The sequence below is a fragment of the Candidatus Arsenophonus nilaparvatae genome (assembly GCF_045346035.1).
Taxonomy (GTDB): domain Bacteria; phylum Pseudomonadota; class Gammaproteobacteria; order Enterobacterales; family Enterobacteriaceae; genus Arsenophonus; species Arsenophonus nilaparvatae.
Window position 1 is genome coordinate 2,218,680 of sequence record NZ_CP158507.1, and the last position, 26,327, is coordinate 2,245,006.

22 protein-coding genes, 2 tRNA genes and 3 pseudogenes are annotated in these 26,327 nt (G+C 39.7%); 6 read left to right on the forward strand and 21 right to left on the reverse strand.

The features are described 5' to 3' along the window. The first annotated feature begins 155 nt into the window (after positions 1–155). On the forward strand, positions 156–479 hold the full coding sequence (locus tag WH390_RS10455; RefSeq protein WP_032114407.1) for a GIY-YIG nuclease family protein: 324 nt from the start codon (positions 156–158) through the stop codon (positions 477–479). On the opposite strand, the gene WH390_RS10460 is transcribed toward WH390_RS10455, so the two are convergent. Together WH390_RS10460 and WH390_RS10465 are read right to left on the reverse strand one after the other, a co-directional pair. After that, positions 438–944, reverse strand: a complete 507-nt coding sequence (locus WH390_RS10460; protein WP_032114406.1) for a GNAT family N-acetyltransferase — start codon at positions 942–944, stop codon at positions 438–440. The two genes, WH390_RS10455 and WH390_RS10460, sit on opposite strands and share 42 nt — an antisense overlap. Then, positions 938–1,456: an SCP2 domain-containing protein gene (locus tag WH390_RS10465; protein WP_032114405.1), complete on the reverse strand. Its 519-nt coding sequence runs from the start codon at positions 1,454–1,456 to the stop codon at positions 938–940. The genes WH390_RS10460 and WH390_RS10465 overlap by 7 nt, the downstream gene beginning before the upstream one ends. A 251-nt stretch (positions 1,457–1,707) precedes the next feature. Here WH390_RS10465 and WH390_RS10470 point away from each other — a divergent pair, with 251 nt between their 5' ends. Together WH390_RS10470 and WH390_RS10475 are read left to right on the forward strand one after the other, a co-directional pair. Then, a complete protein-coding gene (locus tag WH390_RS10470) occupies positions 1,708–2,703 on the forward strand; it encodes a peptidase U32 family protein (protein ID WP_032114404.1) in 996 nt (331 codons plus the stop codon). A 13-nt stretch (positions 2,704–2,716) separates the two neighbouring features. Then, positions 2,717–3,595, forward strand: a complete 879-nt coding sequence (locus WH390_RS10475) for a U32 family peptidase (RefSeq protein ID WP_406850576.1) — start codon at positions 2,717–2,719, stop codon at positions 3,593–3,595. Positions 3,596–3,598: 3 nt separating this feature from the next. Here WH390_RS10475 and WH390_RS10480 read toward each other — a convergent pair whose 3' ends face one another. Genes WH390_RS10480 through WH390_RS10490 form a run of 3 tightly spaced genes read right to left on the reverse strand, consistent with a single transcriptional unit; the run spans position 3,599 to position 6,882 of the window. After that, positions 3,599–4,759 carry an ABC transporter permease gene (locus tag WH390_RS10480; protein ID WP_032114576.1) on the reverse strand — a complete coding sequence of 387 codons (1,161 nt, stop codon included), beginning with the start codon at positions 4,757–4,759 and terminating at the stop codon, positions 3,599–3,601. Next, positions 4,759–5,901 carry an ABC transporter permease gene (locus WH390_RS10485; RefSeq protein WP_032114575.1) on the reverse strand — a complete coding sequence of 381 codons (1,143 nt, stop codon included), beginning with the start codon at positions 5,899–5,901 and terminating at the stop codon, positions 4,759–4,761. Before WH390_RS10485 ends, WH390_RS10480 begins: the two co-directional genes overlap by 1 nt. A gap of 9 nt (positions 5,902–5,910) precedes the next feature. Further along, entirely contained in the window at positions 5,911–6,882 is a 972-nt protein-coding gene (locus tag WH390_RS10490; RefSeq protein WP_032114402.1) for an HlyD family secretion protein, read from the reverse strand. 253 nt (positions 6,883–7,135) lie between these two features. On the opposite strand from WH390_RS10490, the pseudogene WH390_RS10495 reads away from it, so the two are divergent. Next, positions 7,136–8,362 (forward strand): annotated as a pseudogene (locus WH390_RS10495) (LytS/YhcK type 5TM receptor domain-containing protein); the annotation flags it as partial. Between the two features lie 42 nt (positions 8,363–8,404). Here the strand turns inward: WH390_RS10495 and WH390_RS10500 are convergent. Then, positions 8,405–9,562, reverse strand: a pseudogene (locus WH390_RS10500) (IS3 family transposase). Between the two features lie 67 nt (positions 9,563–9,629). Between WH390_RS10500 and WH390_RS10505 the strand changes: the two are divergent. Then, positions 9,630–10,103 (forward strand): annotated as a pseudogene (locus WH390_RS10505) (sensor histidine kinase); the annotation flags it as partial. Positions 10,104–10,105: 2 nt separating this feature from the next. Then, positions 10,106–10,822: a two-component system response regulator BtsR gene (gene btsR / locus WH390_RS10510; protein WP_032114398.1), complete on the forward strand. Its 717-nt coding sequence runs from the start codon at positions 10,106–10,108 to the stop codon at positions 10,820–10,822. A gap of 85 nt (positions 10,823–10,907) precedes the next feature. On the opposite strand, the gene WH390_RS10515 is transcribed toward btsR, so the two are convergent. From WH390_RS10515 to folP, 15 genes are all read right to left on the reverse strand, one after another. After that, positions 10,908–12,737 (reverse strand): DEAD/DEAH family ATP-dependent RNA helicase, encoded by a 1,830-nt coding sequence (locus WH390_RS10515; RefSeq protein ID WP_032114397.1) that lies wholly within the window; start codon positions 12,735–12,737, stop codon positions 10,908–10,910. Beyond that, positions 12,730–12,807: a protein YrbN gene (gene yrbN, locus WH390_RS10520; RefSeq protein WP_129109148.1), complete on the reverse strand. Its 78-nt coding sequence runs from the start codon at positions 12,805–12,807 to the stop codon at positions 12,730–12,732. Before yrbN ends, WH390_RS10515 begins: the two co-directional genes overlap by 8 nt. A 104-nt stretch (positions 12,808–12,911) precedes the next feature. Continuing rightward, positions 12,912–13,790, reverse strand: a complete 879-nt coding sequence (gene nlpI / locus WH390_RS10525) for a lipoprotein NlpI (protein WP_032114396.1) — start codon at positions 13,788–13,790, stop codon at positions 12,912–12,914. A 123-nt stretch (positions 13,791–13,913) separates the two neighbouring features. Further along, entirely contained in the window at positions 13,914–16,040 is a 2,127-nt protein-coding gene (pnp, locus tag WH390_RS10530) for a polyribonucleotide nucleotidyltransferase (protein WP_032114395.1), read from the reverse strand. 292 nt (positions 16,041–16,332) lie between these two features. Continuing rightward, positions 16,333–16,602, reverse strand: a complete 270-nt coding sequence (gene rpsO / locus WH390_RS10535) for a 30S ribosomal protein S15 (protein ID WP_032114394.1) — start codon at positions 16,600–16,602, stop codon at positions 16,333–16,335. A gap of 122 nt (positions 16,603–16,724) precedes the next feature. Continuing rightward, positions 16,725–17,666, reverse strand: a complete 942-nt coding sequence (truB, locus tag WH390_RS10540; protein ID WP_032114393.1) for a tRNA pseudouridine(55) synthase TruB — start codon at positions 17,664–17,666, stop codon at positions 16,725–16,727. After that, positions 17,666–18,082: a 30S ribosome-binding factor RbfA gene (gene rbfA, locus WH390_RS10545; RefSeq protein WP_032114392.1), complete on the reverse strand. Its 417-nt coding sequence runs from the start codon at positions 18,080–18,082 to the stop codon at positions 17,666–17,668. Before rbfA ends, truB begins: the two co-directional genes overlap by 1 nt. A gap of 264 nt (positions 18,083–18,346) precedes the next feature. Further along, positions 18,347–21,037, reverse strand: a complete 2,691-nt coding sequence (infB, locus tag WH390_RS10550; protein ID WP_032114391.1) for a translation initiation factor IF-2 — start codon at positions 21,035–21,037, stop codon at positions 18,347–18,349. 21 nt (positions 21,038–21,058) lie between these two features. Beyond that, positions 21,059–22,573, reverse strand: coding sequence for a transcription termination factor NusA (nusA, locus tag WH390_RS10555; protein ID WP_032114390.1), 1,515 nt, complete (start codon positions 22,571–22,573; stop codon positions 21,059–21,061). A gap of 23 nt (positions 22,574–22,596) precedes the next feature. Further along, a complete protein-coding gene (rimP, locus tag WH390_RS10560) occupies positions 22,597–23,049 on the reverse strand; it encodes a ribosome maturation factor RimP (protein WP_032114389.1) in 453 nt (150 codons plus the stop codon). 191 nt (positions 23,050–23,240) lie between these two features. After that, positions 23,241–23,317, reverse strand: a tRNA-Met gene (locus WH390_RS10565). A gap of 59 nt (positions 23,318–23,376) precedes the next feature. Continuing rightward, positions 23,377–23,466: transfer RNA gene (locus tag WH390_RS10570), tRNA-Leu, on the reverse strand. A gap of 56 nt (positions 23,467–23,522) precedes the next feature. Next, positions 23,523–23,861, reverse strand: coding sequence for a preprotein translocase subunit SecG (gene secG, locus WH390_RS10575; protein WP_032114388.1), 339 nt, complete (start codon positions 23,859–23,861; stop codon positions 23,523–23,525). Between the two features lie 241 nt (positions 23,862–24,102). Next, positions 24,103–25,440: a phosphoglucosamine mutase gene (gene glmM / locus WH390_RS10580; protein ID WP_032114573.1), complete on the reverse strand. Its 1,338-nt coding sequence runs from the start codon at positions 25,438–25,440 to the stop codon at positions 24,103–24,105. Beyond that, the gene (gene folP, locus WH390_RS10585; RefSeq protein ID WP_032114387.1) at positions 25,433–26,281 is read right to left on the reverse strand and encodes a dihydropteroate synthase; all 849 of its coding nucleotides are present in this window, start codon (positions 26,279–26,281) and stop codon (positions 25,433–25,435) included. Before folP ends, glmM begins: the two co-directional genes overlap by 8 nt. Positions 26,282–26,327 lie beyond the last annotated feature (46 nt).

Sequence of the window (26,327 nt, forward strand, 5' to 3'; positions counted from 1 at the left end):
AAAAAAAATGAATAACATATAAAAAATAATTCTTTTAATTTTGTTAAAATAGCGTTTACACACCTTATAGGGCACATAATCACCACAAAATCAGTATAGAAAATTGACTTATTTTTTCTATAAAATTAACTAAAACCTAATTTAATCAAACCAATATGATGAAAAAGCATTGGTCAATTTACTTGATAAGAAATGGACAAAATGCGCTTTATACTGGTATCACCACAGATATCGAGCGCCGCCTACAACAACATCTCTTAGGCAAAGGTGCTAAAGCTTTAAGAGGTAAACCCCCTCTTTTATTAGTCTACCAATGCCAACTAACAAGTCATTCAGAGGCATTGTCCTTAGAATATCAAATAAAACAATTAACCAAAGCACAAAAAGAACAACTTGTCGCAGACCAACCTTTAGATCTGGTTGGTTATCTTGCCAAATTAGCAATCATCAAAATAAGACGAAAAATTAACCAATCCTGAATAATCGGCTAAATTACCATTATCTAACGCATAAACTTGAAAATAGGCCTCCATTCCAGGCCATTTACATGTTAATTTATGCGGTAAAGCCTGAGTAAAACCAAAACGACGGTAATAGTCCGGATCACCCAACACTACTACCGCTTTATAACCAAATTCGTTTAGACTATCTAATCCCTCACAAACCAATTTTGCCCCAATACCTTGTCGCTGATAAGCGCTATCAACAACTAATGGCGCTAACCCCACCCATTGACACTCCTTATCACCGTTGACATCTACTAACGTAAAACCGATATAGCCAATAATTTTTCCTTTATCATCAGTCGCCACCATTCCCAATACCAATAAACCGTCCTGACGCAATTTCTGCACCAAATCAGCCTCAGCATTGGTGGGAAAAGTTTGACGTAATAATTGATCAATACCTGGCGCATCAATAGGAATTTCAACTCGAATTAGCATGATAATGCACGCTCTTTATAATCAATATTTTCATTTTGTACTAGTTTAATCAAATCGGCTAATTGCAATAAACCAAAACGTAAAATTGCCGGCATGGTCTCTAACTCAAATGCATCTAACAGGTTTTTTACATACAAACCAAGCTCTGTATCACCTTCGATATGCAATCGACGTTGGAAAAATAAGGTGTCAGGATCTTCTTTACGCGCGGCAATTAAAATTAAATCATTCGCATCACTACAAAAACTGACATCTGCTTGTTGATCCTTACTAACTATGATTTTACCTGCCTGCAGGCTAATATACCAAACAAGTTGTACATCTTGCACCTCAACTCTTAGCCATTTATTCTGCAAAAAATCCAGTTCGCCATCGTTTAATGCCTGCTGAAATTGCCAACTTAGTAATTGCTCCAGAATTTGACGCTCTAATATAAAAGGTGTAGCTTTTAATGGTAAACGCATCAATTTAGGCCCTTGTTGGATAATCTGCTGGCGAATTTTTTTTAACACGTTGCAAATTCCTCTTACTCTTTTATGATATATTTTTAAGCATTAATGATAATCATCAATTCTGCCAAATTATTAATTAATATCCTTGAATCCACATCAAAATTTAACCAACAATCGATTAAGTCCGTTCAATTTTATGCTCCATCTAGTAAAATCAATTCACAAAAGAAAGTAATCTGGTTTAAGTCAAAACAACCATATTACACCTTGACTACAATCGATAGACATCTAACTATACGCTAGGATCATCAATGGAATTATTATGTCCGGCAGGTAACCTACCTGCCTTAAAAGTAGCTGTCGATAATGGTGCTGATGCGGTCTATATTGGTTTTAAAGATGACACTAATGCACGTCATTTTGCTGGTTTAAATTTTAGCGAAAAAAAATTGGTTGAAGCCGTCAAATACGTTCATGATCATAATTGCAAATTACATGTTGCTATCAATACTTTTGCTCATCCCAATGGTTTTAATCGCTGGCTATCCTCCGTTGATATGGCTGCGCAAATCGGTGTTGATGCGCTGATCCTGGCTGATCTGGCTATCTTAGAATATGCGGCCAATAAATATCCCCATATTGAACGTCATGTTTCCGTTCAAGCTTCAGTGACAAATATTGCAGCGATTCAATTTTATCACCGTAATTTCGCTGTCCAACGAATAGTGCTTCCTCGTGTTCTATTATTACATCAAGTTAAACAGTTAGCCAAAACCAGCCCGGTAGCATTGGAAGTTTTTGCTTTCGGCAGCCTTTGCATCATGGCGGAAGGACGCTGTTATCTTTCTTCTTATCTGACAGGAGAATCACCCAATACCGTGGGGGCTTGTTCTCCAGCCCGATTTGTACGCTGGCAACAAACCGACCAAGGTATGGAGTCGCGCTTAAATAACATTTTAATCGATTGCTATTCAAATAATGAAAATGCTAGTTACCCAACTCTTTGTAAAGGAAGATACTGTCTCAATGGAAAAAAATATCATGTATTAGAAGAGCCTACTAGCCTAAATACGTTGGAATTGTTACCAGAATTGATGCTGGCAGATATTGCCGCTGTCAAAATCGAAGGCCGCCAGCGAAGCCCAACTTATGTTGGCGACGTTACCCATATCTGGCGGCAAGCTATTGATTATTGCAAAAATGATCCTAAAAAATTCATTACCAATCAAAACTGGAGCAATGTATTGGAAAATCTCTCTGAAGGTAAACAGACCACATTAGGTGCTTATCATCGTAAATGGCAATAGGATAAGACGAAAAATGAAATATTCCTTAGGTTCAGTACTTTATTATTGGTCAAAAGAAACATTAATTCAGTTTTATCAAAAAGCGATGAACAGTAGCGCCGATATTATTTATCTTGGTGAAACGGTTTGTAGTAAGCGTCGAGAAATGCAAGCAGCAGACTGGCTTGAACTGGCAAAAGAAATAACTTTACACGGTAAACAAGTAGTAATCTCTAGTTTATCTTTATTGCAAAACGCGGCCGAGCTTCGACAAATAGCTAAATTGGTCGATAATAGTGAATTTTTAGTTGAAGCGCACGATTTCGGTGTCGTTAATAAGCTTATTGAGCAAAAAATACCCTTTATGGCAGGATATGGACTCAATTGCTACAATGCCTATACCTTACGCCTGCTTTATCGCCAAGGAATGATACGTTGGTGCTTACCGATTGAACTTTCTCGTGATTGGTTACAAGATCTGCTTTATCAATGTGAACAGCTAGGATTTCGCCACAATTTTGAAGTCGAAGTATTTGGTTATGGACATCTACCATTAGCTCTGTCAGCCCGCTGTTTTACTGCCCGCTCAGAAAATCGCCATAAAGATAACTGTGATACTTGTTGTGAAAAATATCCACAGGGTAGAAAAGTCTTTTCGCAGGAAAAGCAATTACTCTTTACCCTAAATGGTACCCAGACGCAAAGTGGCTACTGCTATAATCTAGGCAATGAACAAACGTCAATGGCCGGATTAGTCGATATCGTGCGGATCTCCGCTGAAAATCTAGATTCACTCAGTATTTTGGAACAATTTAGAGCTAATCAGCAAGGTCAGTATCCACTAACATTAACTAATGATACAAACTGTAACGGCTTTTGGCGGCACGCAGCCGGTTTATCGCTTATACCATAAAAATTAATAACGTTTTTTTCTTTTCAATAAACAACGCAAATGGTGGCTGAACTGGCGCAGTTCGCCACTACGTAACATATTGATCAATATGCCCAGTAACGCATAAATTGTGCCTAACATTAGCATCATCAAGATATCAATACCTACGTCAGATAAACTTAAATCAAGTTGGTTAATACCCGCTATCGCTTTTATTGCCCATGTTGAAGGTAAGGAATAAGCAATCATTCTTACCCAATCCGGCATTGCTTGTAATGGCCAAATAGCGCCTGAAATATAAAATACCGGCGTGGTTAGAAAAGCCAGTGTTAGATAAATCATTTCGACACTACGTAAAAATTCGGTAACAAACTTACCTAATCCTAAAACCGCCAATAAGAATGGTAAGGTGACGATCACAAGCTGATAAAGTGGTGCTTCTTGTCGGTAACCCAATACCCAAGGCCAAAGTGCAAAAAAGATGGCCGACAGGAATAACCAAATGGGTAGCAACGCTGACCATGCCCCCAGATAAACAGCGGATGAAATTTTGCCGTTTGCCGCTTTGTGAACGTCAATATAGGCTTTCACACAAGCGACTAACAGTGAGTGTTGTAATAACATGACCAATAAACCTGGAAAAACAATCGCAGCAAAACTCAGGCCCGGATTAAATAAAGGTTCTGTTATTCCTTTAATGGGTGTTAATAATGTACTGGCCTGTTGATCAGTAAACCCTGCATTTCTTAGCCGTTGAGTATTATATTCATTTAACAACTGAATATAAGCAGAGGAAATTTCTTGCTGTATTTGGCCGCTGGCAAGTCGATTAGTACCATCACCATAAACGGGTACCGCAATATTTTTACCATTGAGTAAACTCTTTTCAAAATCGATAGGAATAAGAATAATGGCAAACAATTTCCGTTCACGCATATCAGCCCTTGCTCTGGCCAAATCATCATAACTGCGTAATTTTATTTTTGGTATCGTATCCAACCGGTTCATCAGTAAGCGGCTAGCAGAACTATGATCTTGATTAATAATTGCTACCGGCAAATCCCACAGTACTGGCCGAATATAAACCAGACTCATAATCGATAACGAAATCAACAACAATAACCACATAGGCTTTGCCAACATGCCAAGTAATACCCGATAAAAAGTCCGCAAATATAGCTTTATCAAAAGGCCTCCTGCATTCTTAGCCTTGTTAACAGGCGATTACGTATCAAAAAGGCACAAATAGCAGGGTAAATTAGTAATATTAAACAGACTTGCATGACGCGTAGCAAAGAAACCTCTCGCAAAAAAATATCAAACATCACATTTAATGCATAAGTAAGTGGTTGAATATTTGCCACAATCTGCGCGGGCCAAGCCATTGCCATTATTGGCATGGCAAAACCGGAAAAAGCTAATGCCAGGCTAACCAACATGCCGATCAAACTATAGGCAGTAAAAATACTTTTGGTAAAAACGAATAACAACATACCGACACTCTGGGCGGCAATGACATAAAAAAAGCCCACCAGCAAAAGGTAAAATGGGTTACCGGTAATTTTAGCGTCAAAGAAAAAAGAGAGAGCAGCAATTTCAATTAATAATAATGTGGTAAAAAACAGGGTGTAAGGCGCCAATTTGCCTAATAATGCACTGGTAAATGTTTTGTTGGTTAATAATGCCGTGCCACGCGACATAATATAGATAGTACAAGTGATAACAAACAACTGTAACATATGGATAGTAGCAGCAAATTGCTGATAATAGATATAGTTTCCACTAGGGTTAAACAGACTGTCATAAGAGAGGGTAACTCTGGCCAAAGGAGGTATACTACGTCCCATTGATGAAGCTAATATTGGACGGAATTGTGCATTCAGTTGAGCGATTACCCCGCTAAAATCTTGGATGGCATAACTGCCAGAGGCATAAAATAAGGCATTATAATACATTCTGACTGTCGGTTGCCGACCCGTAAGAACATCCTTTTCAAAATGAGAGGGAATGTAGAGCAAAGCATAATCTTTAGCACTGCCTAAACGTAATAACGAAGTATTGATTGTGCCATCAATCGCTTTAATATCAGCATGTGGCGCTGCATTTAAATTACGAATTAACTTATTTGATAATAGGCTATGGTCATGATCAACCACTGAAACAGGAAGATTTAACAAGGTTCCTTCAGAAAAGTTAGCGCTTACTAATATAAATAGAAGTAATGGAAATATCCAACTTAACCAATGTAGGATCGGGCTACGAACAGCAATCTGTATTTCTTGATTAAAAGCAAAACTAAAGTTAGCCCATATTGCTTTTATTGTCATAAAAAACATCTATTTATCCCAAGCCCACAGTGCGCTCATCCCAGGACGCAATCCATCAATAGGCTCTAGTGGATAAAGGCGTACTTCAAATGTTCTTAAATCAAAGTCTCCAGTTGCACGTGTTGCGCGTTTAGTTGCATAGTCGCCCATTGGTGCAATATAGCGTATTTCCGCTACAATAATTTTGTCCTGTAAAGCAGGAACACGTATCGATACCTTATCGCCTTTACGAACGTAGGCCATAATATCTTCGCGTAAATTATAAATAAAGTAGGCCTGTGGCAAACGAACAAGTGTCAGCAGTGGGCTATTGGCATTAAATAATTCGCCAACTTCGGCCGGTATGGGGCCAACTTCACCATCAACCGGTGCTTTAACAAGTAAATCATCAACTTGCACCTGCAACTCAATCATTTGTTGCTCGGTTTGCCGTAATGCAGCAGCATATTTATTCCGCAATTCAACGCGATCACCATTTTTAGCTTCATCTAATTGCGCCTGAGCGCTATTTACCTGATGGAAAGCGACATCTTTCGCCCGCCGTGCTTTATCTAACTCATTAGCCGAAACATAGCCTTTACCCGATAAATTATTCAGTCGGATATATTCGTTATTTGCATTGGTATATTGGGATTGGGCCTGTTTTAATACAGCTTGAACATTACGGATCGTCTCTTCGCGAGTACCATTTAAAGATAAATCAAGTTGCGCTTTAGCTTGATCACGTACTGCCTTCAATGCCGCTAGTTGCGCTTGCAATTCCGGGCTTTCCAAGGTGATCAACAATTGTCCTTTTTGTACCATGTCACCGCGTTCAATATGACGCTCAATTACACGTCCTCTAGCTTTAGAGGTAACGATGACTTCAGGTGCATCTACTTCCCCTTGTAACAAAAGGTGCTTATTCTGTGTATAAAGCAATACAGCAATCGCAACAACGATCAGCATCAGTAGCACTAAAAATGAGATTCTTCTTTTCATATTAACTATAACATACCTTAACTATTTCATATACAACTATACTGTTTGCAATTAATAAACAATTCAGTATGCGCTTTTAAAATGTAAGTTGTTAATAAATTCGTGCTCTAAATCGCACAAAACAGACGGTATACCTTTACTATTGTACAATCTAATCTTTATCCTACGCATATTTTGACTAGTAACCATTCAATTTTAGTCTTGCTCATTCAGTTATGCGATACCATGAAATGTATTTTTTACTGGATTAACTATGTATGCCTTTGATTTATTACTGTTATTACTCCAACAAATGTGTGTTTATTTAATTATCGCCTGGATACTTAGTAAAACCCCGCTCATTATTCCATTATTAAAAGTCACGATTTTTACCCCTCATAAGCTGATGTGTTATGTTATCTTTGCTGCTTTTTCAATTATCGGTAGCTATTTGGGTTTATATATTGGTGATGCAATTGCTAGCACTCGCGCCATCGGTACCGTATTAAGCGGTTTCCTCGGTGGTCCCAGTGTGGGAATATTGGTTGGTATTACCGGCGGAATACACCGTTATTCACTCGGTGGTGCAACAGCAACTAGTTGCATGCTGTCAACGATTATGGAGGGTTTAATTGGCGGACTGGTACATCGTTATTACATAAAACAGATGCAAATCAACAAGCTATTTAATCCCTATACTGCTGCCAGTGTGACTTTTTTTGTTGTAATTCTGCAAATGTTAATCATTTTATTACTAACAAAACCCTTTGCTAACGCTATCGCCCTGGTTAAAAATATTGCCCTGCCGATGATTATTAGCAATAGTATAGGTGCAGCGATATTTATTCGTATTTTGTTGGATAGGCGAGCTATTATTGAAAAATATACCATGGCCCTTTCTACCCAAGCGTTAAAAATTGCGGCTCATACCGAAGGAATATTGCGCCAAGGATTTAATACTCATAATAGTATGCATGTTGCTAATATTATTTATCAACAATTACAAATTGGTGCAGTTGCAATCACTGATACAGAAAAAATTCTCGCTTTTGTTGGCATTGGCTCTGATCATCATATTGCCGGTGCTAAACTTACTTCTAAACCAACAATGCGTGCGATTAAAAATAATCAGGTGGTATACGCAGACGGAAATGAAGAACCCTATCAATGCTCAATGAGTATCAACTGTAAAATTGGTTCAGTTTTAGTGATCCCGTTACGAGCAGAAAATCAACAAGTTATTGGTACTATTAAGCTTTATGAGGAAAAAAATCGATTATTTAGTTCAATTAATCTTACTTTAGGAGAGGCTATTGCTAGCCTCATATCCGCCCAAACTCTATCTGGCCAATATGAACGAAATAAACAATCTTTGTTAAAGTCAGAAATAAAATTGCTTCATGCACAAGTTAATCCTCATTTTTTATTTAATGCACTCAATACCCTACAAGCTGTGATACGTAACGACCGCAAACAAGCTACTGAACTGATAAACTCACTCTGTAATGGTCAACTGTAATGGTCAACAAATTCTGTAGAAGATCTAAGCGGCATTCTTTAGTTCATGATATTTTTGATGTGGCGTTAAATAACCAATCGTTGAATGGCGTCGATAATAATTATAAAACTGAATGTAATTTTCAACTTCATAGACAACAGATTGATGATTCATAAACGATAAATGGTTAAGCTTTTCTGTCTTTAAACTCCTAAAAAATCTTTCCATCACGGCATTATCGAGGCAATTACCTCGCCGACTCATGCTTTGAGTTATTTTCCGTTCAAAGAGGTGCGCCCTAAACTCCTCCGATGAATATTGGCAACCTTGATCTGAATGGAACATCAAACTTGTCGTATCCGGTAATTGCCGTTCAATGGCGTTATCTAAGGCTTCTTTCACTAATTTCGTATCCGGTTTTGTTGATAAGGCATAACCAATAACTTCTTTGGTGGCTAAATCTAACACGCAAGCTAAATAGCTCCACCCATAGTGATATCTAATATACGTGATATCACCGACATAATAGTGATTATGCTGTTGAGGGGAAAATTGTCGTTTAAGCAAATTAGGGGCATATCGATGTTCGTTACCCGATGAGGGATAGTAATGCTTTTTCGTTGGTCTAATTGCAACTAATTGATTTAATTTCATGATGTTTGATATTTTATAAGTGCCAATCTGGCACCTAAACCCTTTAACTCAGCTTGGATACGTCTTTTGCCATAAGTTTGGCCCGATGTATAAAAAATACGTTTGATTTCGCCACACAGCCTTTCATTTTCAACTGTCGGTATTTTCGTTTCATAATAAAAACTACTACTGCTTACTTCAAAAAGATGGCATAACTCAGTGACCGTAAAATTGGGGTACATAATTTTCATTTGCTTCACGATTTTGAGTTTTGATTGTCGAGGATGAAGTAAGCCGCGGCTTTTTTAATATGTCATTATCCCTCTGAGCACGCTTAAGTTTTGCTTCTAATTCTTGTATGCGCTGTTGCTCGGGCGTTAACGCTTTTGATTTTACAGGCGTATTCCCATTCAACTCGGCAAGATATTGTTGCTTCCAGCGCGATACGGCAGATTTACCCGCACCGGATATTTTTTCAACTTGGATATTGCTATATCCACCTTCAACCATGAGTTTTGCATATTCCAGTTTTTGCTTTGCGCTAAAGGTCACTTTTACTTTTCGTGGCATGTTTATACCTATAAGATTTTGCTTAATTATAAGCTATAAATCTCTACAGTTTTATTAGACCACTACACTCTCTACCTTCTTACGTAAAAATTTAAAACGCCCTGAAACGATAACAACATTGTATGACGAAATTGAACATGTAAACACTTACTTACAAATTGAAAAAGCGCGTTTTGGTGAGCATCTACAAATTAAAATCCAGATCCCGCCAAAATTGCAAGTCACTAAATTACCGACGTTTTCACTACAACCCCTAGTTGAAAATGCGATCAAACATGGAACCGCACATTTATTAAATACTGGCCGAATTAGCCTTCGTGCCTTTCAACAACATGGGCATATTTATATTGAAATTAAAGATAATGCAGGATTATATCAACCTGCGGAAATAAATGATGGATTAGGCATAAAACTGGTAGATAAGCGTCTGAAACTCCACTACGGTGAACAATATGGTATCAATATCTTCTGCCAACCAGAACAATTTACTTGTGTCAGGCTGTGTATCCCCGATATTAACGTAACAAACCAGGCGACTTAACAATGAAGATTGTAATTGTTGATGACGAACCTCTTGCACGCGAGAATTTACGTTACCTATTAGAGCAGGAAGCCAATATTGATATTATTAGCGAATGCTCTAATGCCATTGAAGCGCTCAGGGTTATTCATCATAAAAAACCGGATGTTGTTTTCCTTGATATTCAAATGCCTCGCATTACAGGACTTGAAATGGTACAAATGCTCGGTCCGCAACATCGGCCTTATATTATATTTGTTACCGCTTTCGACGAATACGCTATTCAAGCTTTTGAGGAGCACGTTTTTGACTATTTGCTAAAACCGTTAGAAAAAAACCGTTTATCAAAAACCCTTCAGCGGTTACATCACTATCGACAAAAACAGAATATTGAACAATTGTCGAGTAATATCTCCCTTAAATACATTCCCTGTGTAGGCCACAATCGTATTTGGTTGATACCCCTTGGCGAAGTGCTCTACATTACATCTCGTATGAATGGTGTATATGTTATGAATAACAAAAATCAAGAAGGATTTACCGAGCTGACACTACGCACTATTGAAATGCGTACCACATTGGTTCGTTGCCACCGCCAATATTTGATCAATATGGCCCAACTAAAAGAAATTACTTTTACTGAAAATAATCAGGCAAAACTGGTATTAAGTAATGATCAGCATATTCCGATCAGCCGTCGCTACCTGAAAGTCTTTAAAGAAGCGTTAGGATTATGCTAATTCGGTTGATAACCTTTTAATAAACAAAAAGCTGAATTCAATTGAATTCAGCTTTTGGCGCTAAATAGACAATAATCCTATTACATTAGATATTGTGATTGCTACGACGGCGTAATCCAGCGTTATTATTCCCTTCGTTACGACCACGGAACTGTTCACGCTCACTACGACGTTCATTACCAAAGCGACGTCCTCGCTCACGTAATTCACCACCATTACGCTGCCCACCGTTACCACGACGTTCAAACGGTTGTGCTTCACCTAACAATTGCATTTGCATTGGCTTATTCAAAATACGTGTACGTGTCAAATGATTAAGTAATTCATTTGGCATACCTTTTGGTAACTCTATTGTTGAGTGTGAAGCAAACAATTTAATATTACCAATATAACGACTACTAATATCTGCTTCGTTAGCAATTGCACCGACAATGTGACGAACTTCAACGCCATCATCACGACCAACTTCAATACGGTACAATTCCATATCACCGACATCACGACGCTCGCGATGCGGACTACGTTCAGAAGTGCCGTTACTGCGACGACGCTCATCACGTGAATTAAATTCACGTTTTGCACGACGAACAGGATCAGGTGGCAATATTAGCGGCCGATCACCTTGCGCCATTTTTAATAGTGCTGAAGCTAAGGTTTCCATATCCAGATCATCATCAACAACTAATTTAGCCAGTAATGCACGATATTTTTCTAAATCCCCGCTTTCTAATTGCTTTTGAATATTTTCAGCAAATTTAGCTTGGCGACGTTCACTTAACAGCGCAGAACTTGGTAACTCAACTTCGGCAATTGGCTGCTTCATGGTACGTTCAATATTGCGTAGTAGTCGACGTTCACGATTATCGACAAACAAAATAGCACGCCCAGCTCGACCTGCTCGACCGGTACGACCAATTCGATGCACATAAGATTCTGCATCCATCGGTATGTCATAATTAACAACTAAACTAATACGTTCAACATCTAGACCACGTGCTGCGACATCGGTGGCAATTAATATATCAAGACGGCCATCTTTCAAACGCTCTAAAGTTTGCTCACGTAGAGCTTGATTCATATCGCCATTTAGAGCCGAGCTATTATAGCCACTACGTTCAAGCGCTTCAGCAACCTCTAATGTGGCATTTTTAGTGCGTACAAAAATAATTGCCGCATCAAAATCTTCAGCCTCCAAAAAACGAACTAATGCTTCATTTTTACGCATGCCATAGACAGACCAATAACTTTGGGTAATGTCTGGACGCGTCGTCACACTGGATTGAATGCTGATCTCTTTTGGTGATTTCATAAAACGACGGGTAATGCGACGGATCGCTTCCGGCATTGTGGCAGAAAATAGTGCCGTTTGATGCTCGGTTGGGATCTGACTCATGATATTTTCAACGTCTTCAATGAACCCCATACGTAACATTTCGTCCGCTTCATCAAGAACCAAGCCACGTAAATGGGATAAATTTAGCGTCCCTCGTTTCAAGTGATCTAATAAGCGACCCGGAGTTCCTACTACAATTTGTGGGCCTTGCCTTAGTGCGCGTAGTTGCGAATCGTAACGCTGCCCACCATAAAGTGCGACTACATTTACTGAACGCATGTGTTTAGAGAATTCACCCATGGCTTCCGCAACTTGTACGGCTAACTCACGCGTTGGTGCCAACACTAAGATTTGAGGGGCTTTCAATGTGATATCTATATTATGTAATAGCGGTAAACTAAAAGCGGCGGTTTTACCACTACCGGTTTGTGCCATACCTAATACGTCACACCCATCTAATAAATAGGGGATACATTGCTGCTGGATTGGCGATGGTTTTTCATAACCAAGGTCATTTAGTGCAGAAAGAATCGGTGTTGATAAACCTAAATCAGCAAAAGAGATTTCAGTCTCATTAGTCATGCAAAAGTGCCTCATTTATTATGGCGGCCAGTTTACATAACTCTGCGAAAAAAATTTCGGTCATTTTCATTTAAAATGTGAACTGGCTCAAATTATGTTATTAAACGAACAACAAGCCCTCATCACAATCGATGAAGACTTAAAAAAGCAGTGATGATATGTTCGTCGCTACTGTTAGCCTGATTCTGAAAGGTCGTCTTGTGCCTGACCTAACAAAGCCAGTTCCAACAGAGCATAGCGGTGCTCAACAAAGCTATGTGCATTGCTAGCTACCGTAAGCTTGAATAACGCTATAGCGTTATCATTATCCCCCAGACTTAGGTAATATTTACCTAAATAGAAGTTAGTTTCACTAAGATGCTCAGCGAGCGAAGTGTTATCTGTTGAATTCTCTTTCAGACGAACCATCAATGTTTTTTCACTGATTTTACCTAAATAGAATTCAACTATATTCCAGCCCCATTGCCCTTTTTCCGCTTGGTTATAACGAGATAACAAATTGGCTTGCGCCATTTTTGGTTTTATCTCTTTTTCCACTAAATAAAGCCATAAGCTGCGGAAAGGATCATTTGGATCTTGTCGATAATACGCCAGCAGATCACCCTGCGCCAATCGATATCTCCCACCATAATACAGTGCAATACCCCGATTCATGCGCGCGAAATTGTAAGTTGGATCAAGCTCTAAAACAGAATCAAACGCTTCATAGGCAGCATCAAAATTGCCTGCCTGTGTAAAATATATTCCCAGAAAATTAAAAACTTCAGGAATATCAGGACGTATAGCTAGCGCCATGGTAAAATCATTGCGCGCTAACGCCCTCAATCCGAGACTATCATACAACACACCGCGTTCATATAAAAGCTGTGCATATTCATCATCGGACAACGACCGGCTCGCAAGGATCTGTTCCATACGAGCCAATATTACTTCTTGTTGCAATGTGGGTTGCAATGGGACAGCAAAGACTTCATTTTTACGCCAGTTTTCACTGCTGCAACCGACAATAAAAACAATAGCAGCAGTATAAAGCCAGCGCAGAAAAGAATTCATTTCCTTCTCCCAAAGACAGAAACTAATCAATATATCCCGTCAATCCCCACAATTACAGGAGACTCAGCTATTAAAAAAACTGAGTAGGTGCTCTTTTTACAGGACACCGAGCCTTACGTCAAATTATTCTGCAGAAATCTGTGTTTCTGTTTCAGCCGGCTTTTCAGCAGAAACCGCCTCTTTAATACTAAGGCGAATACGACCCTGCCGATCAATTTCCAATACTTTGACTGGCACTTCCTGACCTAACTGTAAGTAATCAGTAACTTTTTCAACGCGTTTTTCTGCTATCTGAGAGATATGCACCAGTCCTTCTTTACCACCTCCAATGGCAACAAAAGCACCAAAGTCAACGATACGTGTGACTTTGCCCTGATAGATACGACCAACTTCAACTTCTGCGGTAATATCTTCAATACGACGGATAGCCGCTTCTGCTTTAGAACTATCGGTTGCAGCAATTTTTACGGTACCATCATCATCAATTTCAATCGTAGTACCGGTTTCTTCAGTCAATGCTCTAATGACAGAACCACCTTTACCTATTACATCTTTGATCTTATCAGGATTGATGTGGATAGTATGAATACGTGGCGCAAACTCAGAAATCTCTTCACGAGGGCCATTAATAGCCTCTTCCATAACACTTAAAATGTGTAAACGAGCCCCTTTTGCCTGGTTTAACGCAACTTGCATAATTTCACGCGTAATGCCCTCAATCTTGATATCCATTTGCAGAGCACTAATACCTTCACGACTACCTGCGACTTTAAAATCCATATCGCCTAAATGATCTTCATCACCCAAAATATCGGAAAGCACAACAAAATCATCGTTTTCTTTCACTAATCCCATTGCAATACCTGCTACCGCTGCCTTAATTGGAACACCGGCATCCATTAATGCTAGTGATGCCCCACAGACGGAAGCCATAGAAGAAGAGCCATTAGATTCAGTGATTTCAGACACTACACGTACAGTATAGGGAAACTCTGACTGATTCGGCATCACCGCCAATACTCCACGCTTAGCCAAACGACCATGGCCAATTTCACGCCTTTTTGGTGAACCGACCATGCCTGTCTCACCTACTGAATAAGGAGGGAAATTATAATGGAATAGAAAACGATCGGTATATTCACCCATCAGCTCGTCAATAACTTGCGCATCACGTTCAGTACCAAGAGTTGCCGTGACCAACGCCTGCGTTTCTCCGCGCGTAAATAATGCTGAACCATGGGTACGAGGTAATACACCCGTACGGACATCAAGTGCACGTACCATGTCTTTTTCTCGCCCATCAATCCGCGGTTCACCTTTTAATACCCGAGTACGGACAACTTTTTTCTCTAAACCGGAAAGAATGTCGTTTATCTCAGCAACATCTAAAGATTCATTTTCTGCCAAAAGCGCATTAGCGACATCTTCTTTAATTGCATCAACGTTAGTGTAACGTTCTTGTTTTTCAGTAATACGATAAGCATCACCTAACCGCTCTTCAGCTAATTGAGCAATGCGATTATGTAATTCTTCATTAATCGCTTCAGGCTGCCAATCCCATTTTTCTTTACCTGTTTCGGCTGCCAAGGCATTAATATTATCAATCACGATTTGCTGTTGCTCGTGACCAAAAACAACCGCACCAAGCATTTGCTCTTCTGTCAATAAATCAGCTTCAGACTCTACCATTAGTACCGCACTCGACGTACCTGCGACAACTAAATCTAAGCGACTGCTATTCAATTCATCAACGGTGGGATTTAAAACATACTGGTCATCAATATAACCAACACGAGCTGCACCAATTGGACCATTAAATGGAATACCCGATATAGATAATGCAGCAGAGGCGCCGATCATAGCAACAATATCTGGATTCACTTGCGGATTAATGGATACAACCGTAGCAATAATTTGTATTTCATTGACAAATCCCTCTGGAAACAAGGGACGAAGTGGACGATCAATCAGCCGGGCTATCAGTGTTTCACCTTCACCAGGACGACCCTCACGACGAAAAAAACTACCGGGGATTCGGCCGGCAGCATAAGATCGCTCCTGATAGTTAACTGTCAGTGGAAAGAAATCCTGCCCTTCTTTCACTTTTTTCTGCCCAACAACAGTGACAAATACGGCTGTATCATCCATATTAACCATAACTGCAGCAGTCGCCTGACGCGCCATCATACCCGTTTCGATAGTGACGGTATGCTGGCCATATTGAAATTTACGAACAATAGGATTAAGCAAAATAATACCCTTTTAATAGCTGTTTATTTATATAACAACACCAATATTTCCTTTCTTGCTACATCCTCGCGACTAATGACAATACTGAATATTTTTACTTATTTTGTGAATATCAGTATTCTCATTAGCCGCGCGAACCGGTTGTAGCTAAAGAAGCTCACATTATTTAGAAATAAATTGACAAAAATCTATTTCCTAAAATCATTTTGTAAGTGTAAACCAATTCTAAAAATTTTTTCCGCTTTCAAAAGAAAAGGGGCCTACTGGCCCCTTTTCTTTTGAAACCAACTAATCAGCGACGTAATCCTAAGCGCTCAATAAGTGTGGTATAACGAGCAACATTTTTACCCTTAAGATAGTTCAATAGCTTACGACGCTGAGCAACCATACGCAACAGCCCTCGACGGCTGTGGTGATCTTTCTTGTGCTCTGCAAAGTGACCTTGCAAATGATTGATCTCCGCAGTCAATAGAGCAACTTGAACTTCACTAGAACCCGTGTCATTTTTATCACGGCCATAGTCTGAGATAATTTGCGCTTTCGCTTCAGTACTTAGAGACATAAATAACTCCAAATTTTCCATTAAACATAAGGAAAGCCAATCTCTAATTCAGCCTTCCCGAACAAATGCTCACCTATTTTACGCTTCAATTAATCATAACGCAAGATTACATCTAAATCCTATCAAACACTTTCCACCACTAAACGACGAGGTGCTATCCTATTTTGTTCATCGATCTCAGCAATACCAATAAATTTATGCATATCACCTTCTGTTACGCGAACTTTATTACCTTCGGAAAGCCGATGGTTAGCAACAACAACCGCTTGCCCTTGTTTAAAATAGCTTGCAACAATCGATGAAATATTGATTTCAGGAAAATGATTAACTGCTGTATCCATTGGTAATAATAAAGGATCTAATTGTGCCTCCAGAGAAGTTGTCCCTAATTCCACTTGCTGCTTAAGCGTATATAATTGTTCTATTGTTACCATACGTTCACTGGGATAACTAGCTACCTGTAAGCGCCTTAGATAAATCACATGAGCACCACAACCCAACAATTCACCTAAATCATCAATAATAGTTCGTATATAAGTTCCTTTAGAACAATGAATTGTTAATTCCAGTTCATTCTCTTGCCAGCGCTCAAATTGTAAATCATAAACAGTAATCGGTCGGCCTTCACGTTCAATAGTAATCCCCTGACGGGCATATTCATAAAGTGGCTTACCCTGATATTTAAGCGCAGAATACATAGACGGTATTTGGATTAAATTACCACGAAATTTATCTAATGCCTTATCAAGTTGCAGTTGTGTTATTTCGATAGGGCGTTGACAAATTATTTTACCATGCGCATCTGAAGTATCAGTACGCTGTCCTAAACGAGCAATAACCCGATAGCGTTTATCAGAATCAAGCAAAAATTGTGAAAATTTGGTTGCTTCACCCAAACAAATCGGTAACATGCCGGTTGCTAAAGGATCGAGTGCTCCTGTATGACCGGCTTTTTTTGCATTAAATAAACGACGTACTTTCTGCAAAGCGTCATTAGATGAAAGTTCTGCCGGTTTATCTAATAACAATACTCCATGAATCTCACGACCACGACGGCGCTTCATTACTTCCTCTCTTTATCATCTTTTGTAGTATGACGGCGCTTTTCATCATCACGGATCACGTTGCTAACTAAATTAGACATACGCATACCTTCCACTAAAGAGCTATCATAAAAAAAAGTTAATTCAGGAACAATACGTAAACGCATCGCTTTACCCAACAAAGAACGAATATGTTTCGCCATATCACCATTCAATACTTTAATACCATTTTTAACCATATCTGTTTCATGTTCTTTTGCTGATATGTTTAAAAAAGTCACGAACACTTTGGCATAAGCCAAATCACGAGAAACTTCCACCCCTGAGACAGTAGCCATTTTAACACGTGGGTCTTTAATTTCTCGATGAAGAATAATGGCGATCTCTTTTTGTATTTCCTGGGCAACACGCTGAGCACGACCAAACTCTCTTGCCATTATGATATCTCCTCACAAGGGTAAAACTAAAATATAATGACCATTAATTATTATGATATATATATTAGAAAAATAAAATTCAATACTTATATCTATTTGATTTTTATATAAAATAAATATTAACTATTATTTATCATAATAGAATTAATCCCATCTCAACAATCGATAACCAATATACCCGATCTAAATGGTTATCTATAACTCTTTAACTAAAAGGCCATAACATCAGTTATGGCCTTTTAATAAACATCAATAAAGCAGGCATTAATTATCAATAGAACGTTTCACTTCAATGATTTCAAATACTTCTATCATATCACCTACACGTACATCATTATAATTCTTCACACCAATACCACACTCCATGCCATTGCGTACTTCGTTGACATCATCTTTAAAGCGACGTAATGATTCCAATTCACCTTCATAAATAACCACATTATCCCGCAATACACGGATAGGGTTATTACGCTTGATTATGCCTTCAACAACCATACAACCAGCAATGGCCCCAAACTTAGGTGATTTAAACACATCACGGACTTCGGCTAATCCGATAATTTGCTGTTTATATTCAGGCGCCAACATACCACTCATCGCCTGTTTGATCTCATCGATAAGACTATAAATAACCGAATAATAGCGTAGATCCAAATTTTCACTTTCAACAATGCGTCTTGCTGCAGCATCGGCGCGGACATTGAAACCAATGATAATTGCATTAGAAGCAGCAGCCAATGTAACATCGGTTTCTGTAATACCACCTACACCTGAACCAATAATTTTCACTTTCACTTCATCAGTTGATAATTTTTGCAACGAATCAGTAATGGCTTCACAGCTACCTTGTACATCGGTTTTTAATACAATATTTAACTCAGAAATCTTACCATCTTCCATATTAGCAAACATGTTTTCTAGTTTTGACTTCTGCTGGCGTGCCAATTTTACTTCTCGGAATTTACCTTGACGATAAAGTGCAACCTCACGCGCTTTCTTTTCATCACGGACAACCGTTGCTTCATCGCCTGCTGAAGGTACATTTGATAACCCCAGAATTTCAACCGGAATCGATGGCCCTGCAGACTGAATATCTTCACCTAATTCATTACGCATTGCACGAATACGGCCATACTCAAAACCACATAGTACAATGTCACCTTTATTAAGGGTGCCTTCCTGAACTAAAATCGTCGCAACCGAACCGCGACCTTTGTCCAAATAAGACTCGATAACAACACCACTTGCCATTCCAGTACGAACCGCTTTGAGTTCTAATACTTCAGCTTGTAATAAGATAGCTTCTAATAATTCATCAATCCCTGTCCCTTTTTTGGCAGATACATTGATAAATTGATTTTCGCCACCCCACTCTTCAGCCACAACACCATATTGCGACAGCTCATTTTTGACACGATCAGGATCAGCTTCGTGTTTATCAATTTTATTAACTGCAACGACAACCGGCACATTAGCGGCCTTGGCATGCTGAATAGCTTCTATCGTCTGAGGCATCACACCATCATCCGCCGCAACGACCAAAACAACAATATCCGTTGCTTTAGCACCGCGAGCACGCATTGAAGTAAATGCAGCATGTCCTGGTGTATCTAAGAAGGTAATCATGCCTTTATCTGTTTCAACATGATAGGCACCTATGTGCTGCGTAATGCCGCCAGCTTCTCCCGATGCAACTTTAGTTGAACGAATATAGTCAAGTAATGAAGTTTTACCATGGTCAACATGTCCCATGATGGTTACGACTGGCGCCCGAGGTTCTGCAACTGCTTCACCGGTATCACGATCATTTAAAATCGCTTCTTCCAGCTCATTTTCACGCCGTAAAATAACTTTATGCCCCATTTCCTCTGCCACAAGTTGCGCTGTTTCTTGATCAACAACCTGATTGATGGTCACCATAGCGCCCATTTTCATCATGGTCTTGACAACTTGTGAGCCTTTGACTGCCATCTTATTCGCTAACTCAGCAACCGAGATGGTTTCGCCAATCACAACATCACGGTTAATAACCGCAACCGGTTTTGTGAAGCTTTGCTGTAATGAACTGGTTTTTTTCTGTTTACCTTTGGTTTTATTCGTACGACCAACCGCTCGCTCTTCTTCGCGATCAGCTTTTTCAGAATGTTTATTATTTTTTTTCTGCCGAGTAGCCTTTCCAGCTCGATTTCGGGCGCGACGGCCTTCTTCTTGGGCATCATTTTCATCTTCTGCTTCACGAGCATGACGAGAAGTCGTAGTATGATAATCTGCATTATCTTCCGTTTCGTCATTACTACTCCAACGATTGGAGTTTTCCTCTGCCATACGACGAGCTTCTTCGGCAACGCGTTTAGCTTCCGCTTCGACCTTACGTCGCATTTCTTCTTCAGCTTTACGTTTAAGCTCTGCTGCCTCAGCTTCGCGACGCTGTTTTTCAGTATAAGCAGCCGAATCTTTACTGGATTTAGCTGTTTTTGGATTATTTTTACTTTGTTTCACTTTCTCTTTTTCCGCTGCTTCGCGCTTTGCTTTTTCAGCTGCTTCACGTTTCGCTTTTTTCTCTTCAGCTTCACGTTTTGCTTTTTTTTCTGCTTCGCGCTTTGCTTGCTCTTCCGCTTCATGCTTCACTTGTTCTTCAGCTTTCGCTTTTTCCAAGGCATCGCGGTCAACATATGTGCGCTTTTTACGGACCTCAATGTTGACTGATTTACTTTTTCCGCCAGTACTCGGCACACTTAGTGTGCTGCGAGTTTTTCGCTGTAGTGTTAATTTGCCAGTCTGGTTACCTGTCGTCCCATCTTCACGATTTAAGTATGCAAGTAAAGTTTCTTTTTCATTTTGAGTAACAGCATCATTTTCAGTTTTCTTTATCCCGGCATCAGCAAACTGCTGTACCAGGCGTTCAACTGAAGTTTGAATCTCTGCTGCCAATGATTTTACAGTTTCATCTGCCATTCTGTTCCTTCCTGCTACAAATTATTTTGGATCGTTGCCAAACCAGCAAATATTGCGCGCAGCCATAATAATTTCACCAGCCTGTTCATCATTCAGCCCTTCTTCAATATCTCTCAGATCGTCGATCCCCTGCTCGGCAAGATCTTCCAATGTACAAATACCATGAGCAGCTAGGTTCATTGCTAAAGCATGATTCATACCTGGTAGATTTAACAGATCCTCAGTTGGCTGATTATCACCCATACTCTCTTTTTGAGCCAATTCTAATGTCGTCAGCGCTGCTTTCGCTCTTTCACGCAAAACTTCAATCGTTGTCTCATCAAGACCTTCAATTTCTAATAGTTCGTTGATTGGTACATAAGCTAATTCTTCTAATGTAGAAAAACCTTCTTCAACGAGAGCAGTAGCGAATTCTTCATCAATATCAAGGTGCTTAACAAAAGAATCAATAGATGCATGTGCCTCTGCTTGATGTTTAGCTTCAAGTTCTTCCGCGGTCATTACATTCAATTCCCATCTGTCATCTCCACGATGCTTTTTCAGTAACTGGGAAGCTAAGCGAACATTTTGTCCATTGCGGCCAATTGCCTGAGCCAAATTACTACTTTCAACGGCAACATCCATCGTACATTTATCTTCATCAACGACAATAGAGGCAACGTCAGCTGGCGCCATCGCATTAATCACAAATTGTGCAGGATTATCATCCCACAAAACAATATCAATACGCTCTCCTCCAAGTTCGCTTGATACTGCTTGCACCCTTGCACCACGCATCCCAACACAAGCGCCTACTGGATCGATGCGTTTATCATTCGTTTTTACGGCAATTTTTGCCCGCGATCCTGGATCACGAGCAGCGGCTTTAATTTCAATAATTTCTTCACCGATTTCCGGTACTTCTATGCGAAATAATTCTACTAACATTTCAGGACGAGAACGGCTAACAAACAGCTGCGCTCCACGCGCTTCTGGGCGTACATCATACAATACACCACGCACACGGTCACCTGGTCGAAAGTTTTCACGTGGTAACATATCTTCCCGTAAAATTACCGCTTCAGCATTATTACCTAAATCCAAGGTAATATTTTCACGATTGACTTTTTTTACCACCCCGGTAATGATTTCACCTTGCTGCTCACGAAATTGCTCGACAACCATCGCTCTCTCAGCTTCACGTACCTTCTGAACAATAACCTGTTTTGCAGTTTGAGTGGTAATGCGGTCAAAGGTAACAGACTCTATTTGATCCTCTACATAATCGCCTAAATTAATCTCTGAGTCTTCAAATTTTGCCGCATCTAAAGTAATTTCCCGTGTCGGCTGTGTAACTTCTTCAACCACCAACCAACGACGAAATGTATCAAAATCTCCCGTTTTACGATCAATATTAACGCGAACATCAATCTCTTGTTCATATTTTTTCTTAGTAGCTGTTGCTAATGCGGTTTCAAGCGCTTCAAAGATTTTTTCGCGAGGAAGCGATTTTTCATTAGAAACCGCTTCCACAACAGCCAGAATTTCTTTATTCATCCTAGTTGCCTCATTGAACTTTATTAAAAGTGGGGTACCAGGTTAGCTTTCTGGATGTTTTTTAGTGCAAACACTTCGTCCTTGCCATCCACAGTAACCGTAATCATTTCGTCATCAACAGCTTTAATTATACCTCGCCATTTACGACGGTTCTGCATTGCTATTCTTAATATTAAATTCACTTCTTTACCAATAAAATGCTGATAGTGTGCAACAGTAAAGAGTGGACGCTCAAGTCCTGGTGAAGATATCTCCAGGTTATAGAGCTCTGAGATCGGATCTTCAACATCCAGTACTGCACTGACCTGGTGGCTAACTTCGGCACAATCATCAACGGTAATACCATTTTCGTTATCAATATAAACGCGTAATGTCGAAACCCGTGCTCGAATAAACTCCAGACCAACAAATTCAAAACCTAGAGCTTCTACCGGCACTGAAATCATCGATATTAATTTTTGCTCTAACGTGGACAAACTCCACCCCCAGACATAAAAAAAGGGCTAAAAGCCCAGTAATTCTGTTTTAAATAACAAAAAACCCCGAAAACCGGGGCTTTATGCAACTGGACCCTATAACACTGCCAGTAGGTTTAACCCCTGACTCAGCACTCTTCCAAACGAAAATAATCCAATAAGACGCCTGAAATAGATCATATGCTAAGAAGTGGTTGCGGGAGCCGGATTTGAACCGACGACCTTCGGGTTATGAGCCCGACGAGCTACCAAGCTGCTCCATCCCGCGTTCGGAAATTCCGCAAATTTTACGCTGATAATATGCGAAACGCAAGCTATCTTTTAAAATGGTGCCGAGAACGGGACTTGAACCCGTACGCCCGTTTTATAGGCACTACCACCTCAAGGTAGCGTGTATACCAATTTCACCACCTCGGCACACCAGTAAGACAATTTTTTAATAAAACCGCCTCACTACACAAACTGTTGCTTAATTAATGAGGGATATCACTTGTTGGGGCTATAGGCGCTGTAGGAACTCCCACTGGTTTCTCAACTTTAACAGGTTCACCAATGTTTTCCCATTTGCTTCCAGTCACACTTTTATTAGCAGTTAAATTCCCTAAAATTAAACTGATAACAAAGAATAATGTTGCAAAGATAGCCGTCATCCGCGTCATAAAATTACCTGATCCTGATGAACCAAATAATGTTGCAGAAGCACCTGCACCGAATGAAGCTCCCATATCAGCACCTTTCCCTTGTTGCAGCATGACCATACCAATCAGCGCAATTGAGACTAATAAAAAGATAACCAAAAGGGTTATGTACATAGCTAACTACCTATTTGACAATAAAGTTCGGAAAAACCTATCTACTGCAACTTGCTCCTTAAGTCGTTACCTTAAGAAGCGGTTTTGAATACTAACCAAACCTTAGCTGACAAGCAAGATTATTTTTATCTCATCGTACTATTTGTAGAAAAAAACAACAAAAGTTGTTCTCCAAAGCCAGTTGACGAAAAACGACACAATACTTATACAACCATATGATCTTTTATAAAAATATTATGACCTATTTCACTTGCTTGACAACTTCAGCAATGCGATTAGCCATTGCGGTAACCTGCTTTTCATTCTCACCTTCCACCATGATACGAATTAAAGGCTCGGTACCTGATTTACGCAATAAAACCCGTCCTCTACCTGCTAGTTCTTTTTCCACTTGGTTTACCACATTTAAAACTTCTTCTGTGGCCAATGGATTATGGCTACCGGAAAAACGCACATTTATTAATACTTGAGGCATCAATTTAATCTCACAACAGAGATCATAAAGGCTCATATTATTACGGAGCATCGCACTTAGAACTTGTAAACCAGCAATAATTCCATCACCTGTTGTCGTTTTATCTAACAAAATAATATGGCCTGAATTTTCAGCACCAAGCCGCCATCCTTGCTCTTGTAATTTCTCGAGAACATAACGATCGCCAACTTTTGCCCTGATAAAAGGTATATCCAACTGTTGCAGGGCTAATTCTAATCCCATATTACTCATTAAAGTGCCAACAACTCCACCGTGCAATTGACCTTGTCGAAGTGCATCACGCGCAATAATATAAAGAATTTGATCACCATCTATTCTATTACCACGATGATCAACCATTATTACCCGATCACCATCACCATCAAAAGCAAGACCAATATCCGCTTTTTCTGTTACCACACGTTTTTGCAATAGCGTAACATCAGTCGCGCCACAGCCCTCATTAATATTCAGTCCATTTGGTTCACAGCCGATTGCGATGACTTCCGCACCAAGCTCAGTTAAAACATTCGGGGCAATATGATAGGTTGCGCCATTAGCACAATCTAAAACTATTTTTAATCCACTTAAACTTTGGTCACTGGGAAACGTCCCTTTGCAATACTCTATATAACGCCCAGCAGCATCAACAATGCGACTCGCTCGTCCTAATTCGGCAGACTCAACACAAGTAAGTGGTTTTTCCATCTCAGCTTCTATTGCTTCTTCTACATCATCAGGTAATTTAGTGCCATCAATCGAAAAGAATTTAATACCATTATCATAATAGGGATTATGGGAAGCAGAAATAACAATGCCCGCTTCAGCACGGTATGTGCGTGTTAAATAAGCAATCGCTGGTGTAGGCATAGGACCTGTAAATGCAGCTGATAACCCCGCTGCTGCAAGACCCGCTTCTAAAGATGACTCCAACATATAACCTGAAATGCGTGTATCTTTACCTATGATTATTTTACGAGAACCATGCCGCGCTAAAACCTTACCTGCTGCCCAACCCAATTTCAAAACAAAATCAGGGGTAATTGGGTTTTCTCCTACTTTGCCACGAATACCATCGGTGCCAAAATATTTGCGCTTACTCATAATCATCTGTTTCCTTTACTGAAAGGGTTGCTTGAACAATCTTCATAGCCTGTACAGTTGCTTTTACATCATGAGCACGAATAATCTGTGCTCCCTGCATAGCTGCGATAACTGCGCATGCGATACCGCCAATAAGCCGTTCCTCTAGTGGTACATCTAATAGTTCACCAATCATAGATTTACGTGACATACCCACTAGTAGTGGCACTCCGAGAGCATGAAATTCATTCAATTTCGCTAATAATTGATAATTATGCACCAAGTTTTTACCAAAACCGAAACCTGGATCAATAATCAAACGATTTTTCGCAATGCCAGCCGCTTCACAGCGTTCAATTTCATCGAATAAATACTGTTTTACTTCTACAACCACATTTTTATAATCGGGTGTTTGTTGCATTGTCTTAGGTTGACCTAACATATGCATAATACAGATCGGTAATCCTGTTTCAGCCGCAGCTTCTAATGCACCCGGTTCATGTAACGACCGAACATCATTAATAATATTCGCACCTGCTCTAGCTGCCTCTGTCATGACAACAGCTTTAGATGTATCAACAGAAACCCAAACATCAAAACGGTCAGTTACTGCTTCGATTATTGGGATAACTCGATCAAGTTCTTGCTGTAGACTGACTTCGCTAGCACCCGGACGGGTTGATTCACCACCAATATCGATAATTGCCGCACCATGGTTAACCATACTAGCTACATGCTTGAGCGCATAGTCATAACGATTGTATATACCACCATCAGAAAAAGAGTCTGGAGTAACATTTAATATTCCCATAACAACAGGACAATTAAGATCAAGCTCTATTTTTCGGGCAGTAATTTTCATAATCACCTTACTCAACCAAACAAAACCCCAGGTTGTCCTGGGGTTT